Source organism: Novosphingobium sp. NFX11 (genome assembly GCF_057376415.1).
This window is the reverse complement of sequence record NZ_CP080384.1, coordinates 3,168,102-3,186,354: the sequence shown is the minus strand read 5'-3', so window position 1 is coordinate 3,186,354 and position 18,253 is coordinate 3,168,102. Positions and strand designations below refer to the sequence as shown.

Here is an 18,253-nt window from a genome sequence, read left to right as displayed (position 1 = left end):
ATCAGGACTCCGGGGTGCCCTCTGCGCGGGGCCCTGCCAACGGAAGCACCAGTTCCGCGACGGTGCGCAGGAGCAGGCGAATGTCGGCATCACGCGAGAGGCGATGATCGCCGTCCTTGATCAGCGTGACCTGCACGTCGGCTGAACGCAGTTTCTCCGCCAGCTTCAGGGAGATTTCAAAAGGCACGTCGGGATCGCGCTGGCCGTGGAGCAGGCGCACCGGGGCGTCGATGGCGATCTCGCCCTCCAGCAGCAGGTTGGCCTGTCCGTCTGCCCAGAAACCGGGGTGCGTGGGGGTCGGCTCGGGGCCGTAGGGATTGTCCTCGAAGAGGATTTCCCCGTCCGCGAGCAGCGCCTTGTCCATCTGGGGGATGCCCCATTCGGTGAAGTCCGGCGCCGGTGCGATGCCGACGAGGCCCGCCAGCCGGTCCCCCAGCGCGAGGCCCGCCATCAGCATCAGCCAGCCGCCCATCGAGGAACCGACCAGCACGATCTTCTCCTCGGTTTCCAGCGCGGCGACGAGCGCGAGCACTTCCTGTTTCCAGCGCGTGAGCGTGCCGTCGGCAAAGTCGCCCGGCGATGCGCCGCAGCCGGAATAGTCGAACAGCAGGCAGGGGAGCCCGCTGGCGCGCGCCATCTCGAACAGGGCGGCGGCCTTGGAACCGGCCATGTCGGACATGTAGCCGGGGAGGAAGACGATGACCGGGCCAGTGCCGGGAGTGAAACGGTAGGCGATCGAACGCCCGTCGGAGAGATCGAGATAACTGGTCGAGGTCATGGTGCCCTTAGTGGGAAGTGGTTGGCTGCAGGGCAAGGCGACGGTGCGAATTAAGAAAAGGCCCACCCCGGCCCCTCCCGCAAGCGGGAGGGGAGAAGAAGGCGGCATCGCCCTCCCGCTTGCGGGAGGGCCGGGAGGCTTGGCCCGCAGGGCCTAGCCGGACGGGGTGGGCCAGATTGGTATCGAAACCTCTGGACGCCCTTACCGTAATGCGATCTTAAGTCCCGACCGCTAACCGTTCGGGCCGATATGAGCGCCAAGGTCATCCACTTCCCCACCCGCCCGTCCCGGCTTGCGCTGCGGCTCGAATGGTTCGCCACCGATCGCTCGGTGCTGCTCGGTATCTGGGCGCTGTATTTCGCGCTGCGGGTGGCGGTGCTGCTGATCGACGTGGCGCCAACGTCCGATGCGGAGTGGTATTTCACGCGCGCCGTCAGTCTCGCGGCGGGCCAAGGCTATCTCGACAACCAAGGGGCGCCCACCGCGTTCTGGCCCGCAGGCTGGCCGATCGCGCTGGGGCTGGTGTTCGCCAAGTTCGGCGCCGGCCAGGTTTCGCTCGGCCTGTTCAACCTCGTGAGCGCAATGCTGATCGGCGCCATGGCGCTGGCGCTGGGGCGCCGCCTGTTCGGCTCGGAGGGCGCAGCGCGCGCCGGGCTGTTGCTGCTGGCGGTCTACCCCAACGCGATCGGCTACGTCCCGCTGGCGCTGACCGAGGTGTTCTACACCGCGCTGCTGATGGCGGGATGCTGGGTGATCGTGACGCGCACCAGCCGCTGGCACCTCGTCAGCGCCGGGTTCCTGTTCGGCGTTGCCACCATGGTCAAGGCGCAGACGCTGGTGGTAGTGCCGCTGCTGTTCGCGATCGAGTGGCTAAGGATGGGGCAGGTGTGGAAGCGCTTCCCGCGCCTTTTCGGTGAGGGATTGCTGGTGCTCGCGCTCGCCGCGCTGACGGTGCTGCCCTGGACGATCCGCAACGAGATCCAGCTGGGCCACTGGGTCGCGGTCTCGACCAACGGCGGCTATACGCTCCTCACCGGCAACCACGACACCGCGACCGGCGACTACACCCCCGACGCGCCGGTGGTGAAGGAGCTGATGGCCCGCCCCGGCCTCGACGAAGTGGCGCGCGACGCCGAGGCGCGGCGACTGGGAATGGCGTGGATCACCGCGCATCCCGACCGCTTCGCCAAGCTGCTGCCGAAGAAGTTCCTGCGCCTCTGGCTGCCCGATGGCGAGGCCGAGTGGGCCTATCAGGGCGGCGCGCCGGGCTATGCGCGGTTCGAGATGGTCTATCGCGCGGTGCGGGTGCTCAATCAGGGGTACTACGTGCTGCTGATGGCGGCTTTTGGCGCCGCGTTCTTCGTGATGATCGCAAGACGTCGGCGCGACGGGCAGCGGTGGATCGGCTGGTGGCTGCTGCCTTACGGGATCGCGCTCTATCCGACGCTGATCTGCCTCGTGTTCTCGGGCCAGTCGCGGTTTCACTATCCGGTGATGCCGTGGGTCTGCATGACGGCCGGGTGGCTGGCGATGACGGCGCTGGGCAAGCTGAGCGAACGCGGAACGCACGTGCATACTCTGCACTGAAGGGCTCGAGCCCTGGACGGGTGGTTGTGAACCGGCAACGTGGCAGCGTGAGGCGCAGGGGCTTCGACAAGCTCAGCCTGAGCGGATTTCAGAAATACCCCTATTCCCGCTCAGGCTGAGCTTGTCGAAGCCCCTGCGCAGAAAGCACCGCTCAGTACAGGATCGGCGCCACGACCCGCAGGATCACCTTGCCATCGGCACGGATCGTGCCGAAACCGGTCTCCTCACGCGGCCGGGCAGGTTCGGCGGCGGACTGGAACAGTCCCAGCGACACCGCGACAGCCGCCGCGATCGCTACCGCCACGCCGACCCGTGCCCCACGCCTTCGCTTCAACGGCCCGCCAGCCATCACTCGCCCCTCTGGAATATCTCTTCGATCGTCATACCAAAGAGGTCGGCGATGCGAAAGGCCAGCGGCAGCGAGGGATCGTAGCGCCCCGTCTCGATCGCGTTGACGCTCTGGCGCGAGACTTCCAGCCGCTCGGCCAGATCCTGCTGGCTCCAGCCGCGCTCGGCGCGCAGGACCTTGAGGCGGTTCTTCACGCCTCCCTCCAGCGATTGACGATAGAGCTGGCGCCCAGTCCCACCGCCCACACCGGCACGGCGGCCCAGCCGGGAACGTGCGGGACCAGTTCGAACGTCTCGAGGAAGCCCCAGACGGTCGCCACCGCCAGCAGCAGCCCGGTGGCCCAGAGAGCCGCGTTGATGACACGCAGGCGAAGATACTCGTCGGTCTCCTCCACCAGATAGCGCGCCATCGTCCACAGCATGAAGAAGATCGGCAGCGCCGGCAGCAGCGCCAGCAGCCAGAGCAGAGGCCCGGATGCGCCGGACTTGGCCCCGAAGACGGCCACGAACAGGAAGATCACATAACCGAACGCCCAGATCAGGCCCCGGCGATTGTAGCGCCGCGTTGCGGGAGACAGCGCTCCGCACGCTGCCTGTGCCTTCTCGGAAGCGCGGACCAGCGGGATCAGCAGCAGCATCGGTGGGATCATCACCAGCGCCGAGGAATCGACCCCAGATCCAGCGCACGCGCGGCGAACCCTGTGCCGAACATGCCTACGAAAAACGCGCCACCCCAGAACCAAGCGGGTCCGCGCGACAGGGTTTGGTCCGTCATGACAAGCCTCCTTGCTTATGTGTAAAGGACGTTTGTCACTCTAGTCATCATAAGTCAAGCAACATTGACATTATGGAAAGTAACCTCGTCGTCATCGGGTGATCCCGGGACCACGCTTGGCTTTCCGCGCCCGAATCGCTACATCGCGCTCATGCTGTTGCGCACCGCCAAGACTACGACCCAGACTACTCGGCTCGTCCGGGCACGGTTGGTCGCAGGCTGATCACGCGAACCGCCGTCGCCCGGATTTCGGGCGAGATTGGCGTCTCTCGTTTCCGAAATAGAGCCATTTCAGCCGACGCCGCACCTTCACCCGGAGGCGCGCCTGTGCCATGGCGCCCCCAAAGGTTTTCCGCCCACATGCTCTGGTATGGCATGGGGCAAACGAGAGAATGAGTTCGTCCATGTCCGAAATGTTCAAGATCAGCCTGCCCGACGGTTCCGTGCGCGAGATGCCGCAAGGCTCGACCCCGGCCGACGTCGCTGCCGCCATCGGCCCCGGCCTCGCCAAGGCCGCCCTCGCCGCGAAGATCGACGGTGAGCTGGTCGACCTGTCGCGCCCCTTCACCGGCGACGCCAGCCTCGCGCTCGTCACCAGCCGCGACGAGGCCGAAGCGCTGGACCTCGCCCGCCACGACTTCGCGCACGTCCTTGCCGAAGCGGTGCAGGCGCTGTTCCCCGGCACGCAGATCACCTTCGGTCCTTCGACGAACGACGGCTTCTACTACGACTTCGCCCCGGCAGAGCGCCCGTTCACCGACGAGGACCTGCCCGCGATCGAGGCGGAGATGCGCAAGATCATCGCCGCCAACAAGCCGCTGCGCCGCGAAGTGTGGGACCGCGAACAGCTCATTAGCCGCTGGAAGCAGCAGGGTGAGAGCTTCAAGGCCGAATGGGCCGCCGAACTCCCCGGCGACGAGCCGCTGACGGTCTACTGGTCGGGCGACGACTGGCTCGACATGTGCCGCGGTCCGCACCTGCCCTCGACCGGCAAGCTGGACCCCGCCGCCTTCAAGCTGACGCGCGTATCGGGCGCCTACTGGCGCGGCGACCAGAACAACGCGATGCTTTCGCGCATCTACGGCACCGGCTGGCTCAACAAGAAGCAGTTGGCCGAGCACCTGACGCGCCTCGAAGAAGCCGCCAAGCGCGACCACCGCAAGCTCGGTAATGAGATGGACCTGTTCCACCTCCAGCACGAAGCGCACGGCTCGGTGTTCTGGCACCCCAAGGGCTACGTGATCTATCGCGCGCTCGAAGACTACATGCGCCGCGCCGTCAACGACGCGGGCTGCAAGGAAGTGAAGACGCCGCAGGTCATGGACGCGCGCCAGTGGGAGCAGTCCGGCCACTGGGGCAAGTACCGCGAGAACATGTTCGTCATCCCCGACGAAGTGCCCAACACCGAGGACGACGGCCCGATCATCTCGGACGACGCGCAGTGGATGGCGCTCAAGCCGATGAACTGCCCGGCGCACGTCCTGATCTTCAAGCAGGGCATCAAGTCCTATCGCGACCTGCCGCTGCGCATCGTCGAGAACGGCTGCTGCCACCGCAACGAGCCGCACGGCGCGCTCCACGGCCTGATGCGCGTGCGCCAGTTCACGCAGGACGACGGCCACATCTTCTGCCGCGAAGACCAGATCGTCGGCGAAGTGCAGGCGTTCTGCGAGATGGCGGACCGGGTCTACCGCGACTTCGGCTTCACTTACGCGATCAAGCTGGCACTGCGCCCGGACAACCGCATCGGCACCGACGAGCAGTGGGACAAGGCCGAGGCCGAACTGCGCGACGCCGTGGTGCGTGCCGGTCTCGCCACCGAGGAATACGGCTGGGAGGAACTGCCCGGCGAAGGCGCGTTCTATGCGCCCAAGCTGGAATGGCACCTGACCGACGCGATCGGCCGCACCTGGCAGGTCGGCACGATCCAGTCCGACCGCATGCTGCCCGAGCGCCTCGACGCGCACTACATCGGCGAAGACGGCGAGAAACACCGCCCGGTCATGCTGCACCGCGCGATCTTCGGTTCGTACGAGCGCTTCATCGGCATCCTGATCGAGCACTTCGCGGGCAAGCTGCCGGTGTGGCTGGCCCCGGTTCAGGCCGTGGTGACGACGATCGTTTCGGACGCCGACGGCTATGCCGCCGAAGTCGCCGCCAAGCTGAAGGCGGCGGGCGTGCGCGTCGAAACCGACGTGCGCAACGAGAAGATCAACTACAAGGTGCGCGAACACTCGCTCAAGAAGGTCCCGCACCTCGTCGTCGTCGGCAAGCGCGAGGCGGAGGAAGGCACCGTCGCCCTGCGCACGCTCGGCGCCGAGCACCAGAAGGTCATGACCCTCGATGAAGCCATCGCCCTGCTGACGGCAGAGGCGACCGCGCCGGATCTGAAGGCATGATCCAGCGCGAACTCCTCGACAGTGCATGGATTCCGGACGGCGAGAAGCTTGAGCTGTTCCGCCACGACAAGGATTTCATGATCGTCATCGGCCACAACGAGCTGATGAGCACGCGCAAGTGGGGCTCGGAAGAGGCCCTTGCGACGATGGCCTACGACCGGATCAAGGGCTCTTCCAAGCGCCCGCACTTCCTGATCGGCGGCTACGGCATGGGCTTCACCCTGCGCGCCGCGCTTCGGGTTCTGCCCGCCGATGCGAAGATCACCGTCGTCGAACTGGTGCCCGAAATCATCCAGTGGGCACGCGGCCCGATGGCCCACCTGACCGGGGACTGCCTCGAAGACCCGCGCGTCAACCTCGTGATGGGCGATGTCGCGCAGGCCATCGTCGACGGCCACGGCGACTACGATGCGATCCTGCTCGACGTCGACAACGGCCCCGACGGGCTGGTGCGCGAAGACAACAACGTCATCTATTCCAAGGTCGGCCTGCGCGAAGCCTACGGGGCGCTGACCCCGGACGGCGTGCTGGCGATCTGGTCGGCCGGCGCCGATCCCGCCTTCACCCGCCGCATCGAACGGGCGAGATTCGCGGTGGACGAAGTGAAGGTCCACGCGCGCAGCAACGGCAAGGGGCCGAAGCACGTCATCTGGTTTGCGTCGAAGAGCGAGTAAAGGAAAATCCTGGGGCCATCGCCCCAGACCCCTTTACTGTCGTCGTAGCGCGCGCTGCAGCGTTCCGTATGGATTGCAGGCCAAAATAGCCTGCGGCGCTTTACCTCACTCTCGTCATTGCGAGCGCAGCGAAGCAATCCAGGGCAGTGCAGCACTGCCCTGGATTGCTTCGCTGCGCTCGCAATGACGAAATTTTGGGCCTCACATTTTGTGCGCAATGCCGCTGCACGCAATCAGCTCGACGGTAACAGGGGTGCAGGGGAGCCATGCTCCCCTGCTTTCTTCTTCGAGCCCTTCGAAACCGCCACGATCACCGCACTGCCGAGCAATATCCCGGTAACCATGGTCCCAACCGCCAGAAGCCCGACCGGACTGAAATCCGCCCGGGCTTCCGCGCTGAAGACCTTGCCGAAGCGCAGCGCAGCGCTGGTGACCTGACGATCCTTGTAGAGCTTCATACCCCCAAGATTACCACAGCACCCCGTGCTTGTCAGGCTGGACGGGTGCGGGCGCTGGCTCGCCGATCGCCTGCAGGAGGTCGATCTCGATCGTGCGGCACATGGAATTGAGCGGCAGGTCGTGGACGTCGTTGGCGAAGGGGTCGACGAGATCGTCACCGATCGCCAGCACCGCGAGGAACATCAGCCCTGCGATCGTCGAGCCCAGCGGCGTCGCGAACTGCAACGTCTCGACCAGCCCGATCGGCAGGAGGACGCAGAACAGGTGGGTGAACACTTCGGGGATGAAGCGGTACTGGAACGGCAACGGCGTGTTCTTGAGCCGCTCCATGCCGCCTTGCGAGTTGGCAATATCGACGAGGACCGCCTCCATCTGCGTCTGCTGGATGGTGTCGATCCAGCCCTTGCGGCGAGCCTGATCGATGCGGCGGCCGGTGCCGTCGAGAATGCCGTTGGCGACGTTGACGCGGCTGAATGCGGGGTCCTTCTCGTCACCGGGAAATACGCGAAGGACTTCCTCGTCCTGCGGCAGACGGCGGAGCTGGCAGCGCAGCGCGTTGACGTAGGCGATCTGGCGATAGACGATCTCCCGCTTCAGCTCCGACGCCTCGGGGTCGGGCATGAAGTTGCGGGCCGCACGCGCGATGTTGCGGCTGGCGTTGATCATCAGGCCCCACAGCCCGCGCCCTTCCCACCAGCGCTGGTAGGCCGAGTTGCTGCGAAAGCCGAGGAACAGCGCCAGCGCCGAGCCGAACAGCGTGATCGGCAGCTCCGGCGCCTTGAACGGGAGTATGTAATAAGTGATCGTGACGATCACGTCCCACACGAAGAGCAGCGTCAGCGGCTTCCAGATCTCCTGGATGACGCGGGTGGAACTCGGTATCTTGGCGACGATCATTGGGTCCTGGCAGGCTCCGTTGTCACGGTTTCGGGCTCACGGGCTCGGCAGCGGCGGGGCCGACCTTGGGAGCACCCTCGGTCGAACGGGCCATCGCGATCGAAGTTCCGGTGGCGGGCCGGATCGAGAACCAGTCTACACGGTCCACGGCGACCAGAAAGGCCAGAACGCCGCAACCGAACAGGAAAAGCAGGCCGTTGCCGATGAACGATTCGCGCACGCGGGCGCGGTCGGCGTCAGTCATGTTGCGCATTGTCATCTCCATCAAAGGGTCGCCTTAAAGATTGGGGACGCCCGATTTCGATTGCATCATTCCAATGCGACAAAACTTTGCTGCAACGCAATATCTAGGTGTGCAGTGCAACAAGCGAGACAAGACGCAGCCACGCTCTGTCACGAAACGTTGAATTTGTTTGAAAAGATTGCCGGCCGATGAACGGCATGGCGCTCAGAAGGGCAGTGCGTCGCGCGCGAGGATGAGCGCCAATGCGCAGCCACCGACGATCAGCGGGCGCAACCATTCGCTCCCGATGACGGGACGATGAACCTGCGCGAGAGCGACGATGCGAGCCATGCGCGCGACTATGCACGCGCAGTGGTTTCCAAAGCGTTAAGGCAACGTGTCAGACCGACGGCATCTGCTGGCTGGAACAGTGGAAGGAACCGCCGCCCGCCAGCACCGCATCAGCCATGACGCCCAGAGTGTCGCGGTCCGGGAACAGCGCGGCGATGGCGGCGACGCCCTCCTCGTCATGCTCGGTTCCGTAGATCGGCACGACCACCAGCTTCGAGGTGATCGCGAAGTTCATGTAGCTGGCAGGCTCTACCCGGCCATCGGTCTCGACCCGGCCCGGCGAAGGGACTTCGGCAACCTTGACGCCCATCGCCTCGGCCCGCGCCTTCGCGTCGGCGTAGATCGCGGCGTTGGGATCGTCCCTGCCGGTCGCGCGCGGCACCGCCAGCAGGTTCGGCGCCACGAACCGGGCGAGGTTGTCGACGTGACCGTCGGTGTGGTCGTTGATCAGGCCATCGCCCAGCCACAACACGCGTTCGTAACCGAGATCGCGCTGCAGCCGCATGTCGAGGTCGGCGCGGGTAAGGTGCGGGTTGCGGTTGGGGTTGAGGAAGACCTGCTCGGTCACCGCCACCAACCCGGTGCCGTCGCCATCGATCGCGCCGCCTTCGAGAATCCAGTCTGCCATCTCGACGTCGAGACCCGCATCGCGCGCCAGTTCCTCGCCGATCTCCTGATCGCCGTCCATCAGGTACTTGCCGCCCCAGCCGTTGAAGCCGAAGCGCATGCCCTTGCGGTTACCATGCGAGTCCACGGTAACAAGCGGCCCGGTATCCCGCAGCCAGACGTCGCCATAGCGGCGGGTTTCGAGCTTCACCTTGTCCGACACCAGTTCCAATGCGCGGGCGCGATTCGCCTCGTCGCGCACGATCAGCCGCACTTCCTGTCCGCTCTCGGCGACGGCGCTGGCGAAATCCGCCATCTGCTCCTGCGCGCGTTCGAGGAAGCCGGGCCACTCGACCGGATCATGCGGAAAACCAATCCACAACCAGTCCTGCGCGGCCCATTCGGGGGAGAGTGAAAGTCACTTGGTGTTGCATCCCTTGGTTGCAGCGGCGCAGTCCCGGTCGTGGATGGCCTTGTCGCGGATCGCGCGGAATTCGTCGCCTGCGCGCCAGTTCGGCCACATCGTGCCGTCCGCCAGCGTGCGGCCGAGGTCGTAGAACAGTTCGACGTCCTGGGTGATGCCGCTCCAGTCCCAGTTTTCCGAGTATTCATCGGCCGGGGCGTGGTAGCGGTTGTCGGTGTAGTCCTGCGCGGCCTTCTCGCCCGCCGCCGTACCGCCGTTCATGAGGTCGCCGCTGCGCTCGACGTTGAACATCGGCACGCCGCGCTTGGCGAGGCTGAAGTGGTCGGAGCGGTAGTAGCCGCCGCGCTCCGGGTGATCCTCAGGCACGTCGGTCAGCCCACGCGCCTTCAGCGCAGCGAGGTAGAGGTCGCCCAGCTCGGACTTGTCGCCGCCGGTCTGGGTGTAGGACTTCGCGCGGCCCGCAGGCAGCAGCGCATCCATGTTCACTCCGCCGACGGTGTGATCGAGCGGATAGATCGGGTTGGCGCCGTAGAACTCGGAGCCAAGCAGCCCCGATTCCTCTAGCGTCAGCGCCACGAAGACCTGGCTGCGCTCGGCAGGCCCGGTCTCGGCATTCATCTTCGCGATGGCGGTGAGCGCCGCGACGCCGTCGGCATTGTCGACCGCGCCGTTGCAGATGTCGTCGTTCGGCTTGCCTCTCTGCGGCGTGCAGTGGCCGAGGTGGTCCCAGTGCGCCGAATAGAGCACGACCTCGTCCGGCCGCGACTTGCCCGGCAGCACGCCGACGACGTTGTTGGACGTCGAGCGGCGGATGGCATTGTCGAACCCGAAGCTGACCTTGAGACCGAGCGGGACCGGCCTGAAGCCCTTGGTCTGCGCCGCTTTCGTCAGCGCTGCGAGGTCCTTGCCCGAGGCTTTGAGAATCGCCTCAGCCACGGGCTTCTGGATCCAGCCGTTGGCGACGGTCTGGTCCATCGCGTCGTTCGGGGTCTGCACCGAATACTGCGCGCCGGTCCAGCTGGAGTTGACGACGTTCCAGCCGTAGGCCGCCGGGAACGTGTCATGCACGATCAGCGCGGCGGTCGCGCCCTGCCGGGCGGCTTCCTCGAACTTGTAGGTCCAGCGGCCGTAGTAGGTCATGCGGCGGCCCTTGAAGAGGCCCTGCTCGCCCTCCATCGCATAGTCCGGGTCGTTGACGAGGATCACCGCCGTCTTGCCCTTCATGTCCAGCCCGGCATAGTCGTTCCAGCCGAGTTCGGGCGCGTTGATGCCGTAGCCGACGAAGACCAGTTCGCTGTCCTGCACCTGCGACTTCGGCGTTACCCGGTAGCTCGACGCGACATAGTCGTCGCCCGGCTTGAACGAGAGCGACGACGCCGCGCCGGAAACCCTGAGCGGCGTATAGTCGCTCGCGGTGATCTCCACGGTCGGCACCGGCTGGAGCCACTGGCCCTTGTTGCCCGGCTGCAGGCCCGCCGCCTTGAACTGGGCGACGATGTAGTCGAGCACCTTCGGCTCGATCGCGGTGCTCGGCGCGCGGCCCTCGAAGTCGTCGGCGGAGAGGCGCTTGGTGACGGCCTTCATCAGGTCCACCGGAACGTCCGGCTGCGCGCCTGCATCGGCGGGCGGCTTCAGCGCGGTGCCCTTGGGCAAGGGTTGGGCCGAAGCGGCGAGCGAAACGCCAAGCGCGGCCAGCGCGACGAGCGGCAGGTAAGGCTTCATGGGGGGACCTCCAGACGAACGGGCGCACAGGTGCCAGACGGCGCGGATGGGGGCAAGGGCCACCCACCCCGCTGCGAGTAGGCAGCAAGCTGCCAACTCTCGCTACCCCTCCCGCAAGCGGGAGGGGCACCCCTTCTTCTCCCTCCCGCTTGCGGGAGGGGGCGGGGTGGGTCAGCGCGCTTGCCCAAACCGCAAGCCACGGGCAGAACGCCCGCCATGAGTGCCGACTGGACCAGCGCGATCGACCGCGCCCGCGCCCATGCGCCGTTCCTTGCGAACGCGCTCGATCGCCTTCCCGCCGTGACGGAACTGCTGCAGGCCGGCAATGGTCAGGCCGCCCTCGCGCTGGCCCGCAAGGCAGGGAGGGCGTCGCCGACACCGCCTCCGCCCTGCGCCGGGAGAAGCAGGCGCTCGGCCTCGCTCTCGCCATCGGCGACCTTGCGGGGGCCTTCCCGCTGCTGGAGGTGACCGGCGCCCTCTCCGCCTTCGCCGACCGGGCACTCGACACTGCGATCGTCGCCGGAATCCGCCGCCGCGTGCCGGACTACGACCCTGCCGAGCCAAAAGGCTTCTTCGCCCTCGCACTGGGCAAGCACGGCGCCGGGGAGCTGAACTACAGCTCCGACATCGACCCGATCCTGCTGTTCGACCCGAAACTCCTGCCCCGCCGCGAGCGCGACGAGCCCGGCGAGGCCGCCCAGCGCGTCGCCCGCGCGGTCGTCGAGATCCTCTCGCACGTCGGACACGAAGGCTACGTCTTCCGCGTCGACCTGCGCCTGCGTCCGGCCTCCGAAGTCAGCCCGCTGGCGATCCCGGTCGAAGGCGCGCTGAGCCATTACGAATCCTCCGCCCTGACCTGGGAACGCGCCGCCTTCATCCGTGCCCGGTCCTGCGCCGGGGACGTCGCGGCGGGCGAGGCGTTCCTCGCCGCGATCCGCCCCTTCGTCTGGCGCCGCAGCCTCGACTTCGGCGCCATCGCCGAGATCGGCCGCCTGACCGCGCAGATCTCGCGCCAGCACGCGCGGCTCCCCGCAAGTCGGCCCCGGTTTCGACCTCAAGAAAGGCCGCGGCGGCATCCGCGAGATCGAGTTCTACGCCCAGACCCACCAGCTGATCCACGGCGGCCGCCACCCGGCGCTGCGCCTGCGCGGCACCCGCGCGACGCTCGACGCGCTGGCCGAGGCGGGGCTGGTTCCGGCCGAGGAAGCGCGCCTGCTCGGCGAGCACTACGACCGTCTGCGCACGATCGAGCATCGTCTGCAGATGCAGCACGACCAGCAGACCCACAGCCTGCCGAAAACCGCCGAGGGCATCGAGGCGGTTGCCCGGCTCGACGGCATGGCGAGCGGTCAGGCCCTGCTCGACGAACTCACCGCCATCACCGAGGCGGTGGGCGAGCGCTACGACACGCTGATCATGGCGAATACGCCCACCGGCGCGGTCGCGGTGCCCGACCAGTCGACCATGCCCGAGGACCTCGAAGCACTGGGCTTCGCCGATCCCGCCGCCGTCGCCCAGCGCATCGAGGGCTGGCTCGGCGGCAAGGTCCGCGCCCTGCGTTCCGATGCCGCGCGGGCGGCGTTCGTCGCGATCGCCCCGGACCTCCTCGCCGCGCTTGCCGCCGCGCCCGAACCCGATCGCGCGCTCGCCCGGTGGGAGCAGTTGCTCGGCAACCTGCCGAGCGCCATCAACCTGTTCAACCTGCTGCAGGCCCGCCCGGCGCTGATCGAGATGCTGGCGCGCATTCTCGGCCTTGCCCCGCCGCTGGCCGATGCCCTCGCCCGCCGCGCCGACCTGCTCGACCCGCTGATCGACGCCAGCGCCTTCGACCTGCCCGGCAGCGTTGCGGAACTGGTCGCCGAACTGACGCGGTTCGAGGCGGGCGACGACTACGAACGCAAGCTCGACGCGGTGCGGCGCAAGGTGGGCGAACTGCGCTTCAAGCTGGGCGTCCAGCTGATCGAGGGCGCGAACGATCCCATCGCCATCGGCCACGCCCTCGCCCGCATCGCCGAGGCCGCGCTGGTCGTCCTTACCGATGCCACCGCCGAGGAATTCGAGGGCACCCATGGGCATATCGCGCAGAGCGAGATGCTGATCCTCGGCCTCGGCCGCATGGGCGGCGGAGTGCTGACCCACGCCTCGGACCTCGACCTTGTATACTTGTTCAGCGGTGACTTCCGCCGCGAGTCGGACGGCCGCCGCCCGCTGGGCGCCACGCATTATTACAACCGCCTGTCGCAGCGGGCGATCTCGGCGCTGTCGGTCGCGACCGCGCAAGGCGCATTGTTCGAGGTCGATACCCGCCTGCGCCCCTCCGGCGAGCAGGGGCCACCCGCAGCCAGCCTCGAAAGCTTCGAAACCTACCAGCGCGAGCAGGCGTGGACGTGGGAGCACATGGCGCTGTGCCGCGCCCGCCCGCTCTACGGCTCGCCCGAAGGCCGCGCGGCGCTGGCCGCAGTCGTGCACGCCGTCCTCACCGCCCCGCGCGATGCGGAAAAGCTGCGCGCCGACGTGCTGAACATGCGCGAGAAGATGGCCCGCCACAAGCCGCCGGGCGGCCCGCTCGACGTCAAACTGATGCGCGGCGGGCTGGTCGATCTGGAGTTCATCGTCCACTTCATCCAGCTGCGTGAACGCGGACCCGGCCTCGATCCCGATCTCGGCGAGGCGGTGCGCGGACTGGCCGCAGCGGGACTCGTCGATGCCGCGCTGGTCGAGGCGCACGACGCGCTTACCCGCCTGCTCGTCGCCGGACGGCTGCTGGCGCCCGATGCGCAAGTGCCTGGCCCTGCAGCGCGCTTGGCACTCGTGCGCGCATGCGGCTATGGGGACTGGGAAGCGCTCGAAACGGGCCTCGCAACGGCGCGCCGCCACATCGCGGACGCCTGGCGCGCGGCCTTCGACGAAACCCTGGAGATAGACGCATGACCCGCCCGCACATCGGCGACCCGTTCCCCGACATTGCCCTTGAAACGCCGGACGGCGGCAGCGTGAAAGCCTCCGACTTCGCCGGTCGCAAGCTGGTGGTGTTCTTCTACCCCAAGGACGCGACCCCCGGCTGCACCACCGAAAACATCGAGTTTTCCGCGCTGCAGGGCGAGTTCGAAGCGGCAAACACCGCCCTTCTCGGCGTCAGCAAGGACTCGGCGAAGAAGCACCAGAACTTCATCGCCAAGCACGACCTCAAGGCCCCGCTCGCGACCGATGCGGAGGAGAACGGTCTCTCCGACGCGCTCGGCATCTGGACCGAGAAGCAGAACTATGGCCGCACCTACATGGGCATGGTCCGCACCACGTATCTGATCGGAGCGGACGGCAAGATCGCGCAAGTCTGGGAGAAGGTGAAGGTCAAGGACCACGCCGCCAAGGTGCTGGAAGCCGCAAAGGCGCTGTAACTCACTCCTCGTCATTGCGAGCGCAGCGAAGCAGTCCAGAGCAGTCTCAAGCCGCCCTGGATTGCTTCGCTGCGCTCGCAATGACGAAACTTGGGAGAACTGCAATGCAGACCACCATCGCCGCCGCCATCCGTGCCGCCCTGCTCGAATGCGACCCGCACGCCAAGGTGATGGCGACGCGCAAGGTCGCGCGCGACTGGCGGCTCGGGAGGCTCGCCTTCGCGTTCGACGCCGCCATGCCCGAGACCCCCGGCCGTCCGGACTCGCCCGAACTGCTGCCGCCCGGCAAGATGCCCCGGCGCAAGGGAGGGGCGAACGGGGCCGCATCGCCCTGTGGCACGCGCTCGCGCATATCGAGTTCGTGGCGATCGATCTCGCGCTCGATATGGCCGGGCGGTTCGGGCAATCGATGGGGCGGCAGTTCGTGTCCGACTTTCTCAAGGTCGCAGCGGACGAGGCCATGCATTTTTCCCTGATCGACAGGCATTTGCGCACGCAAGGCAGCCACTACGGCGCCCTGCCCGCCCATGACGGACTGTGGAGCGCCGCGCACGAGACGCGGGGCGATGTCGGCGGTCGCCTCGCCGTCGTGCCGATGGTGCTGGAAGCCCGCGCGCTGGACGTCACGCCCACGGCGATCGAGCGGGTCCGCACGATGGGCGACGAACGCGGCGCATGCATCCTCGAACGCATCCTTGACGACGAAATCGCCCACGTTCGATTCGGCGCAAATCATTTCGCCAACCACGCTGAACGGTTGGGCGAGGACCCGGGAGAGCTGTGGAAATCCTTGGTTTTTCGTTACTTTCACGGGTCGGTTAAACCGCCGTTCAACGACTCGGCGCGGCTCGCTGCCGGTTTGTCGCGCGATCTGTATACCGCGCTTGCCTGAGCCAAAACTAACGGCATAAGTCACACTCACGAGACGGCGGGGGTTCCGACGATCTCCATACTCCTTGGCGCGACCGGTTTCGGCGTGCTCAAAATAGCGTCGCTTTCCTCGGAATGACGGCGGATAAGCAAGGTATTGCGAGTGGTCGTAACGAAATTTTTCGCCAAGTTCCGCGCAGTGACCGGCGTTTTCGTCGCAGCGGGACTGTCCATTGCAGCGCAACCTGCAATGGCCAACAGCAGCGCTGCCGCTGCCGACATTTCCTCCACCCTGCGCACCAGCCAGGCCGCGAACCAGTCGGTCACCGGCGGTGAGGACGAGCAGTTCAGCCAGCTGTTCAGCTCCTGGCAGAACTATGAGGAAACCGGCCTTGCCGCCGCCAAGCCCAAGGCAGCCGTCGGCGGCATCGCCACCGTCGCCATCCCCTCGCGCAACCCCCTCGCTCAAGAGCGCATGACCAGCACCTTCGGCATGCGCGAACACCCCATTCTCGGCGGTCGCCGCGCCCACAAGGGCGTCGATCTCGCCGCTCCCACCGGCACCCCGGTCTACGCCACCGCAGACGGCACCGTCAGCCGCGCCTCGTGGTTCAGCGGCTACGGCCTGTTCATCTCGCTCGAGCACGGCGGCGAGATGCAGACCCGCTACGGCCACATGTCGCGCCTGAACGTTGCGGAAGGCCAGCGCGTCCACAAGGGCGACATCATCGGTTACGTCGGTTCCACCGGCAACTCGACCGGCCCGCACCTCCACTACGAAGTGCGCGTCGACGGCGAGGCCGTGAACCCGGTCCCCTACATGCAGCAGCCGAGCCTTGCTTCGGCCAACTGACCAGCGTTTTCCTGTTGAGAGGAGGAAGAGGCGGCTCACAAGGCCGCCTTTTCTTTTGCCTGTGTTCCGCGATGCGCCAAAAAAGGGGGCAGCCCGTCACGAGGGTGGGCCGCCCCTTGAAGTTGGGGAGAAGCGGTTACCGCACCGGGGCTCCGCCGGAGCGGAAGGGGTTGGTGCGGTGGACCGGCAAGACGGTCTTCGCACTGGCGGCCGCGTCTCGCATTGATCGCGGTCAAATACGCCAGAACCCGCTGAAGTTCTTCTGCGCGCCGCCGTTCTTGGCCTGAAATGGACACGTCCCGCTTCCGGCCCACCCCGATCCTGCGCGAGCGCCGCCGCAGGCGCTGCACGCGCTTTGCGCTGACCGATTCGCGCGGAGGGGAAATTGCCGTGATCGTACGCGACATATCCTCGCGCGGGCTCAGTGCCGCTGCGGCGGGGAGCCGCCCCGCCTCAACGAAGTGGTGCGCGCCACGCTGGAGGACGGCCGCGAGGTCTGGGGCCTCGTGCGCTGGCGCGAGGGCAACCTTTTCGGGGTGGAGTTCGATACGCGGGGGTGACGCTCACACCGCCGAACTGAAGCGCCGCAGCGAATCCTTGCGATACGGGTCGAACCGCGCCGCGATCGAGCGCGCGTAAGGCAGTCCGCCCGGCAGCACGACGAGGTCGCCGCCATCGGTCTCGCACAATCCGGCATCGAGGTAGGGGCGCAGCAGCGGCCCGGCCTCCTGCCACAAGTCCGCCGCCACAGGCGCGCGGCCCTGGCACAGCAGCGCCTCTATCACCGCGCCGCGCCGCTGGTCCTCGGCGCTCCGGACGATCCCGCGCGTCGCGGTCAGGCGGTCCTGCGAGAGCATCATGCGATAGCGCCCGGTGTTCTTCTCGTTCTGGACGAGCAGGTCCGGGAAGCCGCCGATCGCAGAGGCGCCCAGCCCCAGCAGGACCGGCGCCTGATCGTCGGTGAAGCCCTGAAAGTTGCGCCGAAGGTGTCCGGTCAGCGTCGCCTGCGCCAGCGGATCGCCGGGCAGCGCGAAATGGTCGAAGCCCACCGCGACATAGCCCCGGTCCAGCAGGAAGGCGTGCCCGTAAGCCGCCATGGCGAAGCGCGCCTCGGCACCGGGCAGTTCGCTCGCATCGATCTTGCGCTGGCGGGGGATCAGGTGCGGAACGTGGGCATAGCCGAACAGCGCGATGCGATCGGCGCCGAGCGCGACGGCGCGCTCCAGCGAATCCTTCAGGTGCGCCATGGTCTGGCCGGGCAGCCCGTACATCAGATCGAAGTTCAGCGAACCCACGCCCGCGCCGCGCAGCATGGCGACGGCCTGCTCGATCATCGCCGTCGGCTGAACCCGGCCGATCGCCCGCTGCAACGGCTCCGCAAAGGTCTGCACGCCGAGGCTGGCGCGCGCGATCCCGACCGAGGCGATCACCCCCGCCCACCCGGGGCCAAGGGTGCGCGGGTCCAGTTCGATCGAAGTGACCGGGTGCGAGGTCTCGAACTGCAGCGTCAGCGCATCGACCAGCCGCACGAAGTCGATCGGCGAAATGCCGTTGGGACTGCCGCCGCCGAAAGCGATACGCGTGACCCGCGCGCCTGTGGGAAGGCGTTCGGCGACGAGATCAATCTCGCGGTGAAGCGCGTCGAGGTAGCTGGCTACCCTGTCCCGCCGGTTGGCGACGCTGGTGTTGCAGCCGCAATACCAGCAGATCTTCTCGCAGAACGGGATGTGGACATAGAGCGATACCTCGCCCTGCGTGCGCTCCAGCGCCTCCTCGTATTGGCCCGCGCCTATCCCGCCAGCGAACTCGGCGGCGGTGGGGAAGCTGGTGTAGCGCGGCACGGGAATCGCCAGCAGTTCGGGGTGATAGGTCCACATGGCCGCAACTTT

At 67.0% G+C, this 18,253-nt stretch carries 17 protein-coding genes and 1 pseudogene; 7 read left to right on the top strand and 11 right to left on the bottom strand.

All coding sequences use genetic code 11. The features are described 5' to 3' along the window. Nucleotide 1: 1 nt before the first annotated feature. A complete protein-coding gene (locus tag KZO24_RS16375) occupies nucleotides 2–778 on the bottom strand; it encodes an alpha/beta hydrolase (protein WP_271183617.1) in 777 nt (258 codons plus the stop codon). A gap of 249 nt (nucleotides 779–1,027) precedes the next feature. Here KZO24_RS16375 and KZO24_RS16370 point away from each other — a divergent pair, with 249 nt between their 5' ends. Then, on the top strand, nucleotides 1,028–2,365 hold the full coding sequence (locus tag KZO24_RS16370; RefSeq protein ID WP_271183618.1) for a glycosyltransferase family 39 protein: 1,338 nt from the start codon (nucleotides 1,028–1,030) through the stop codon (nucleotides 2,363–2,365). A gap of 151 nt (nucleotides 2,366–2,516) precedes the next feature. On the opposite strand, the gene KZO24_RS16365 is transcribed toward KZO24_RS16370, so the two are convergent. The 3 genes from KZO24_RS16365 to KZO24_RS16355 are packed head-to-tail and all read right to left on the bottom strand — an operon-like array spanning nucleotide 2,517 to nucleotide 3,351. Continuing rightward, nucleotides 2,517–2,699 carry a hypothetical protein gene (locus tag KZO24_RS16365; RefSeq protein WP_156799861.1) on the bottom strand — a complete coding sequence of 61 codons (183 nt, stop codon included), beginning with the start codon at nucleotides 2,697–2,699 and terminating at the stop codon, nucleotides 2,517–2,519. Between the two features lie 14 nt (nucleotides 2,700–2,713). Then, nucleotides 2,714–2,908 carry a helix-turn-helix transcriptional regulator gene (locus KZO24_RS16360; protein WP_036525793.1) on the bottom strand — a complete coding sequence of 65 codons (195 nt, stop codon included), beginning with the start codon at nucleotides 2,906–2,908 and terminating at the stop codon, nucleotides 2,714–2,716. Beyond that, nucleotides 2,905–3,351, bottom strand: a complete 447-nt coding sequence (locus KZO24_RS16355) for a hypothetical protein (protein ID WP_486486593.1) — start codon at nucleotides 3,349–3,351, stop codon at nucleotides 2,905–2,907. Before KZO24_RS16355 ends, KZO24_RS16360 begins: the two co-directional genes overlap by 4 nt. Nucleotides 3,352–3,892: 541 nt before the next feature. On the opposite strand from KZO24_RS16355, the gene thrS reads away from it, so the two are divergent. Together thrS and KZO24_RS16345 are read left to right on the top strand one after the other, a co-directional pair. Then, on the top strand, nucleotides 3,893–5,887 hold the full coding sequence (gene thrS, locus KZO24_RS16350) for a threonine--tRNA ligase (protein WP_271183619.1): 1,995 nt from the start codon (nucleotides 3,893–3,895) through the stop codon (nucleotides 5,885–5,887). Beyond that, nucleotides 5,884–6,561: a spermidine synthase gene (locus KZO24_RS16345; RefSeq protein ID WP_271183620.1), complete on the top strand. Its 678-nt coding sequence runs from the start codon at nucleotides 5,884–5,886 to the stop codon at nucleotides 6,559–6,561. Before thrS ends, KZO24_RS16345 begins: the two co-directional genes overlap by 4 nt. Before the next feature lie 233 nt (nucleotides 6,562–6,794). Here the strand turns inward: KZO24_RS16345 and KZO24_RS16340 are convergent, their stop codons facing one another. The 6 genes from KZO24_RS16340 to KZO24_RS16315 form a co-directional block, all read right to left on the bottom strand. Beyond that, nucleotides 6,795–7,019, bottom strand: a complete 225-nt coding sequence (locus KZO24_RS16340; RefSeq protein ID WP_271183621.1) for a hypothetical protein — start codon at nucleotides 7,017–7,019, stop codon at nucleotides 6,795–6,797. 10 nt (nucleotides 7,020–7,029) lie between these two features. Beyond that, nucleotides 7,030–7,917: a bestrophin family protein gene (locus KZO24_RS16335; protein WP_036525784.1), complete on the bottom strand. Its 888-nt coding sequence runs from the start codon at nucleotides 7,915–7,917 to the stop codon at nucleotides 7,030–7,032. Nucleotides 7,918–7,939: 22 nt separating this feature from the next. Continuing rightward, nucleotides 7,940–8,170 (bottom strand): hypothetical protein, encoded by a 231-nt coding sequence (locus KZO24_RS16330; RefSeq protein WP_051586844.1) that lies wholly within the window; start codon nucleotides 8,168–8,170, stop codon nucleotides 7,940–7,942. Nucleotides 8,171–8,365: 195 nt separating this feature from the next. Then, entirely contained in the window at nucleotides 8,366–8,491 is a 126-nt protein-coding gene (locus KZO24_RS16325; protein WP_256434585.1) for a hypothetical protein, read from the bottom strand. A 49-nt stretch (nucleotides 8,492–8,540) separates the two neighbouring features. Next, a complete protein-coding gene (locus KZO24_RS16320; protein WP_486486592.1) occupies nucleotides 8,541–9,479 on the bottom strand; it encodes an agmatine deiminase family protein in 939 nt (312 codons plus the stop codon). A 36-nt stretch (nucleotides 9,480–9,515) separates the two neighbouring features. Beyond that, complete coding sequence (locus tag KZO24_RS16315) at nucleotides 9,516–11,243, bottom strand: M28 family metallopeptidase (protein ID WP_271183623.1); 1,728 nt, start codon at nucleotides 11,241–11,243, stop codon at nucleotides 9,516–9,518. Between the two features lie 216 nt (nucleotides 11,244–11,459). On the opposite strand from KZO24_RS16315, the pseudogene KZO24_RS16310 reads away from it, so the two are divergent. The 4 genes and pseudogenes from KZO24_RS16310 (at nucleotide 11,460) to KZO24_RS16295 (ending at nucleotide 16,364) form a co-directional block, all read left to right on the top strand. Next, a pseudogene (locus tag KZO24_RS16310) lies at nucleotides 11,460–14,174 on the top strand (bifunctional [glutamine synthetase] adenylyltransferase/[glutamine synthetase]-adenylyl-L-tyrosine phosphorylase). Then, complete coding sequence (locus KZO24_RS16305) at nucleotides 14,171–14,641, top strand: peroxiredoxin (protein WP_486486591.1); 471 nt, start codon at nucleotides 14,171–14,173, stop codon at nucleotides 14,639–14,641. Before KZO24_RS16310 ends, KZO24_RS16305 begins: the two are co-directional and overlap by 4 nt. Nucleotides 14,642–14,789: 148 nt before the next feature. Beyond that, complete coding sequence (locus KZO24_RS16300; RefSeq protein ID WP_486486590.1) at nucleotides 14,790–15,533, top strand: ferritin-like domain-containing protein; 744 nt, start codon at nucleotides 14,790–14,792, stop codon at nucleotides 15,531–15,533. Between the two features lie 141 nt (nucleotides 15,534–15,674). Continuing rightward, entirely contained in the window at nucleotides 15,675–16,364 is a 690-nt protein-coding gene (locus KZO24_RS16295) for a M23 family metallopeptidase (protein WP_430097547.1), read from the top strand. A 563-nt stretch (nucleotides 16,365–16,927) separates the two neighbouring features. On the opposite strand, the gene hemN is transcribed toward KZO24_RS16295, so the two are convergent. Continuing rightward, nucleotides 16,928–18,241 carry an oxygen-independent coproporphyrinogen III oxidase gene (hemN, locus tag KZO24_RS16290; RefSeq protein ID WP_271183627.1) on the bottom strand — a complete coding sequence of 438 codons (1,314 nt, stop codon included), beginning with the start codon at nucleotides 18,239–18,241 and terminating at the stop codon, nucleotides 16,928–16,930. Nucleotides 18,242–18,253: the final 12 nt, after the last annotated feature.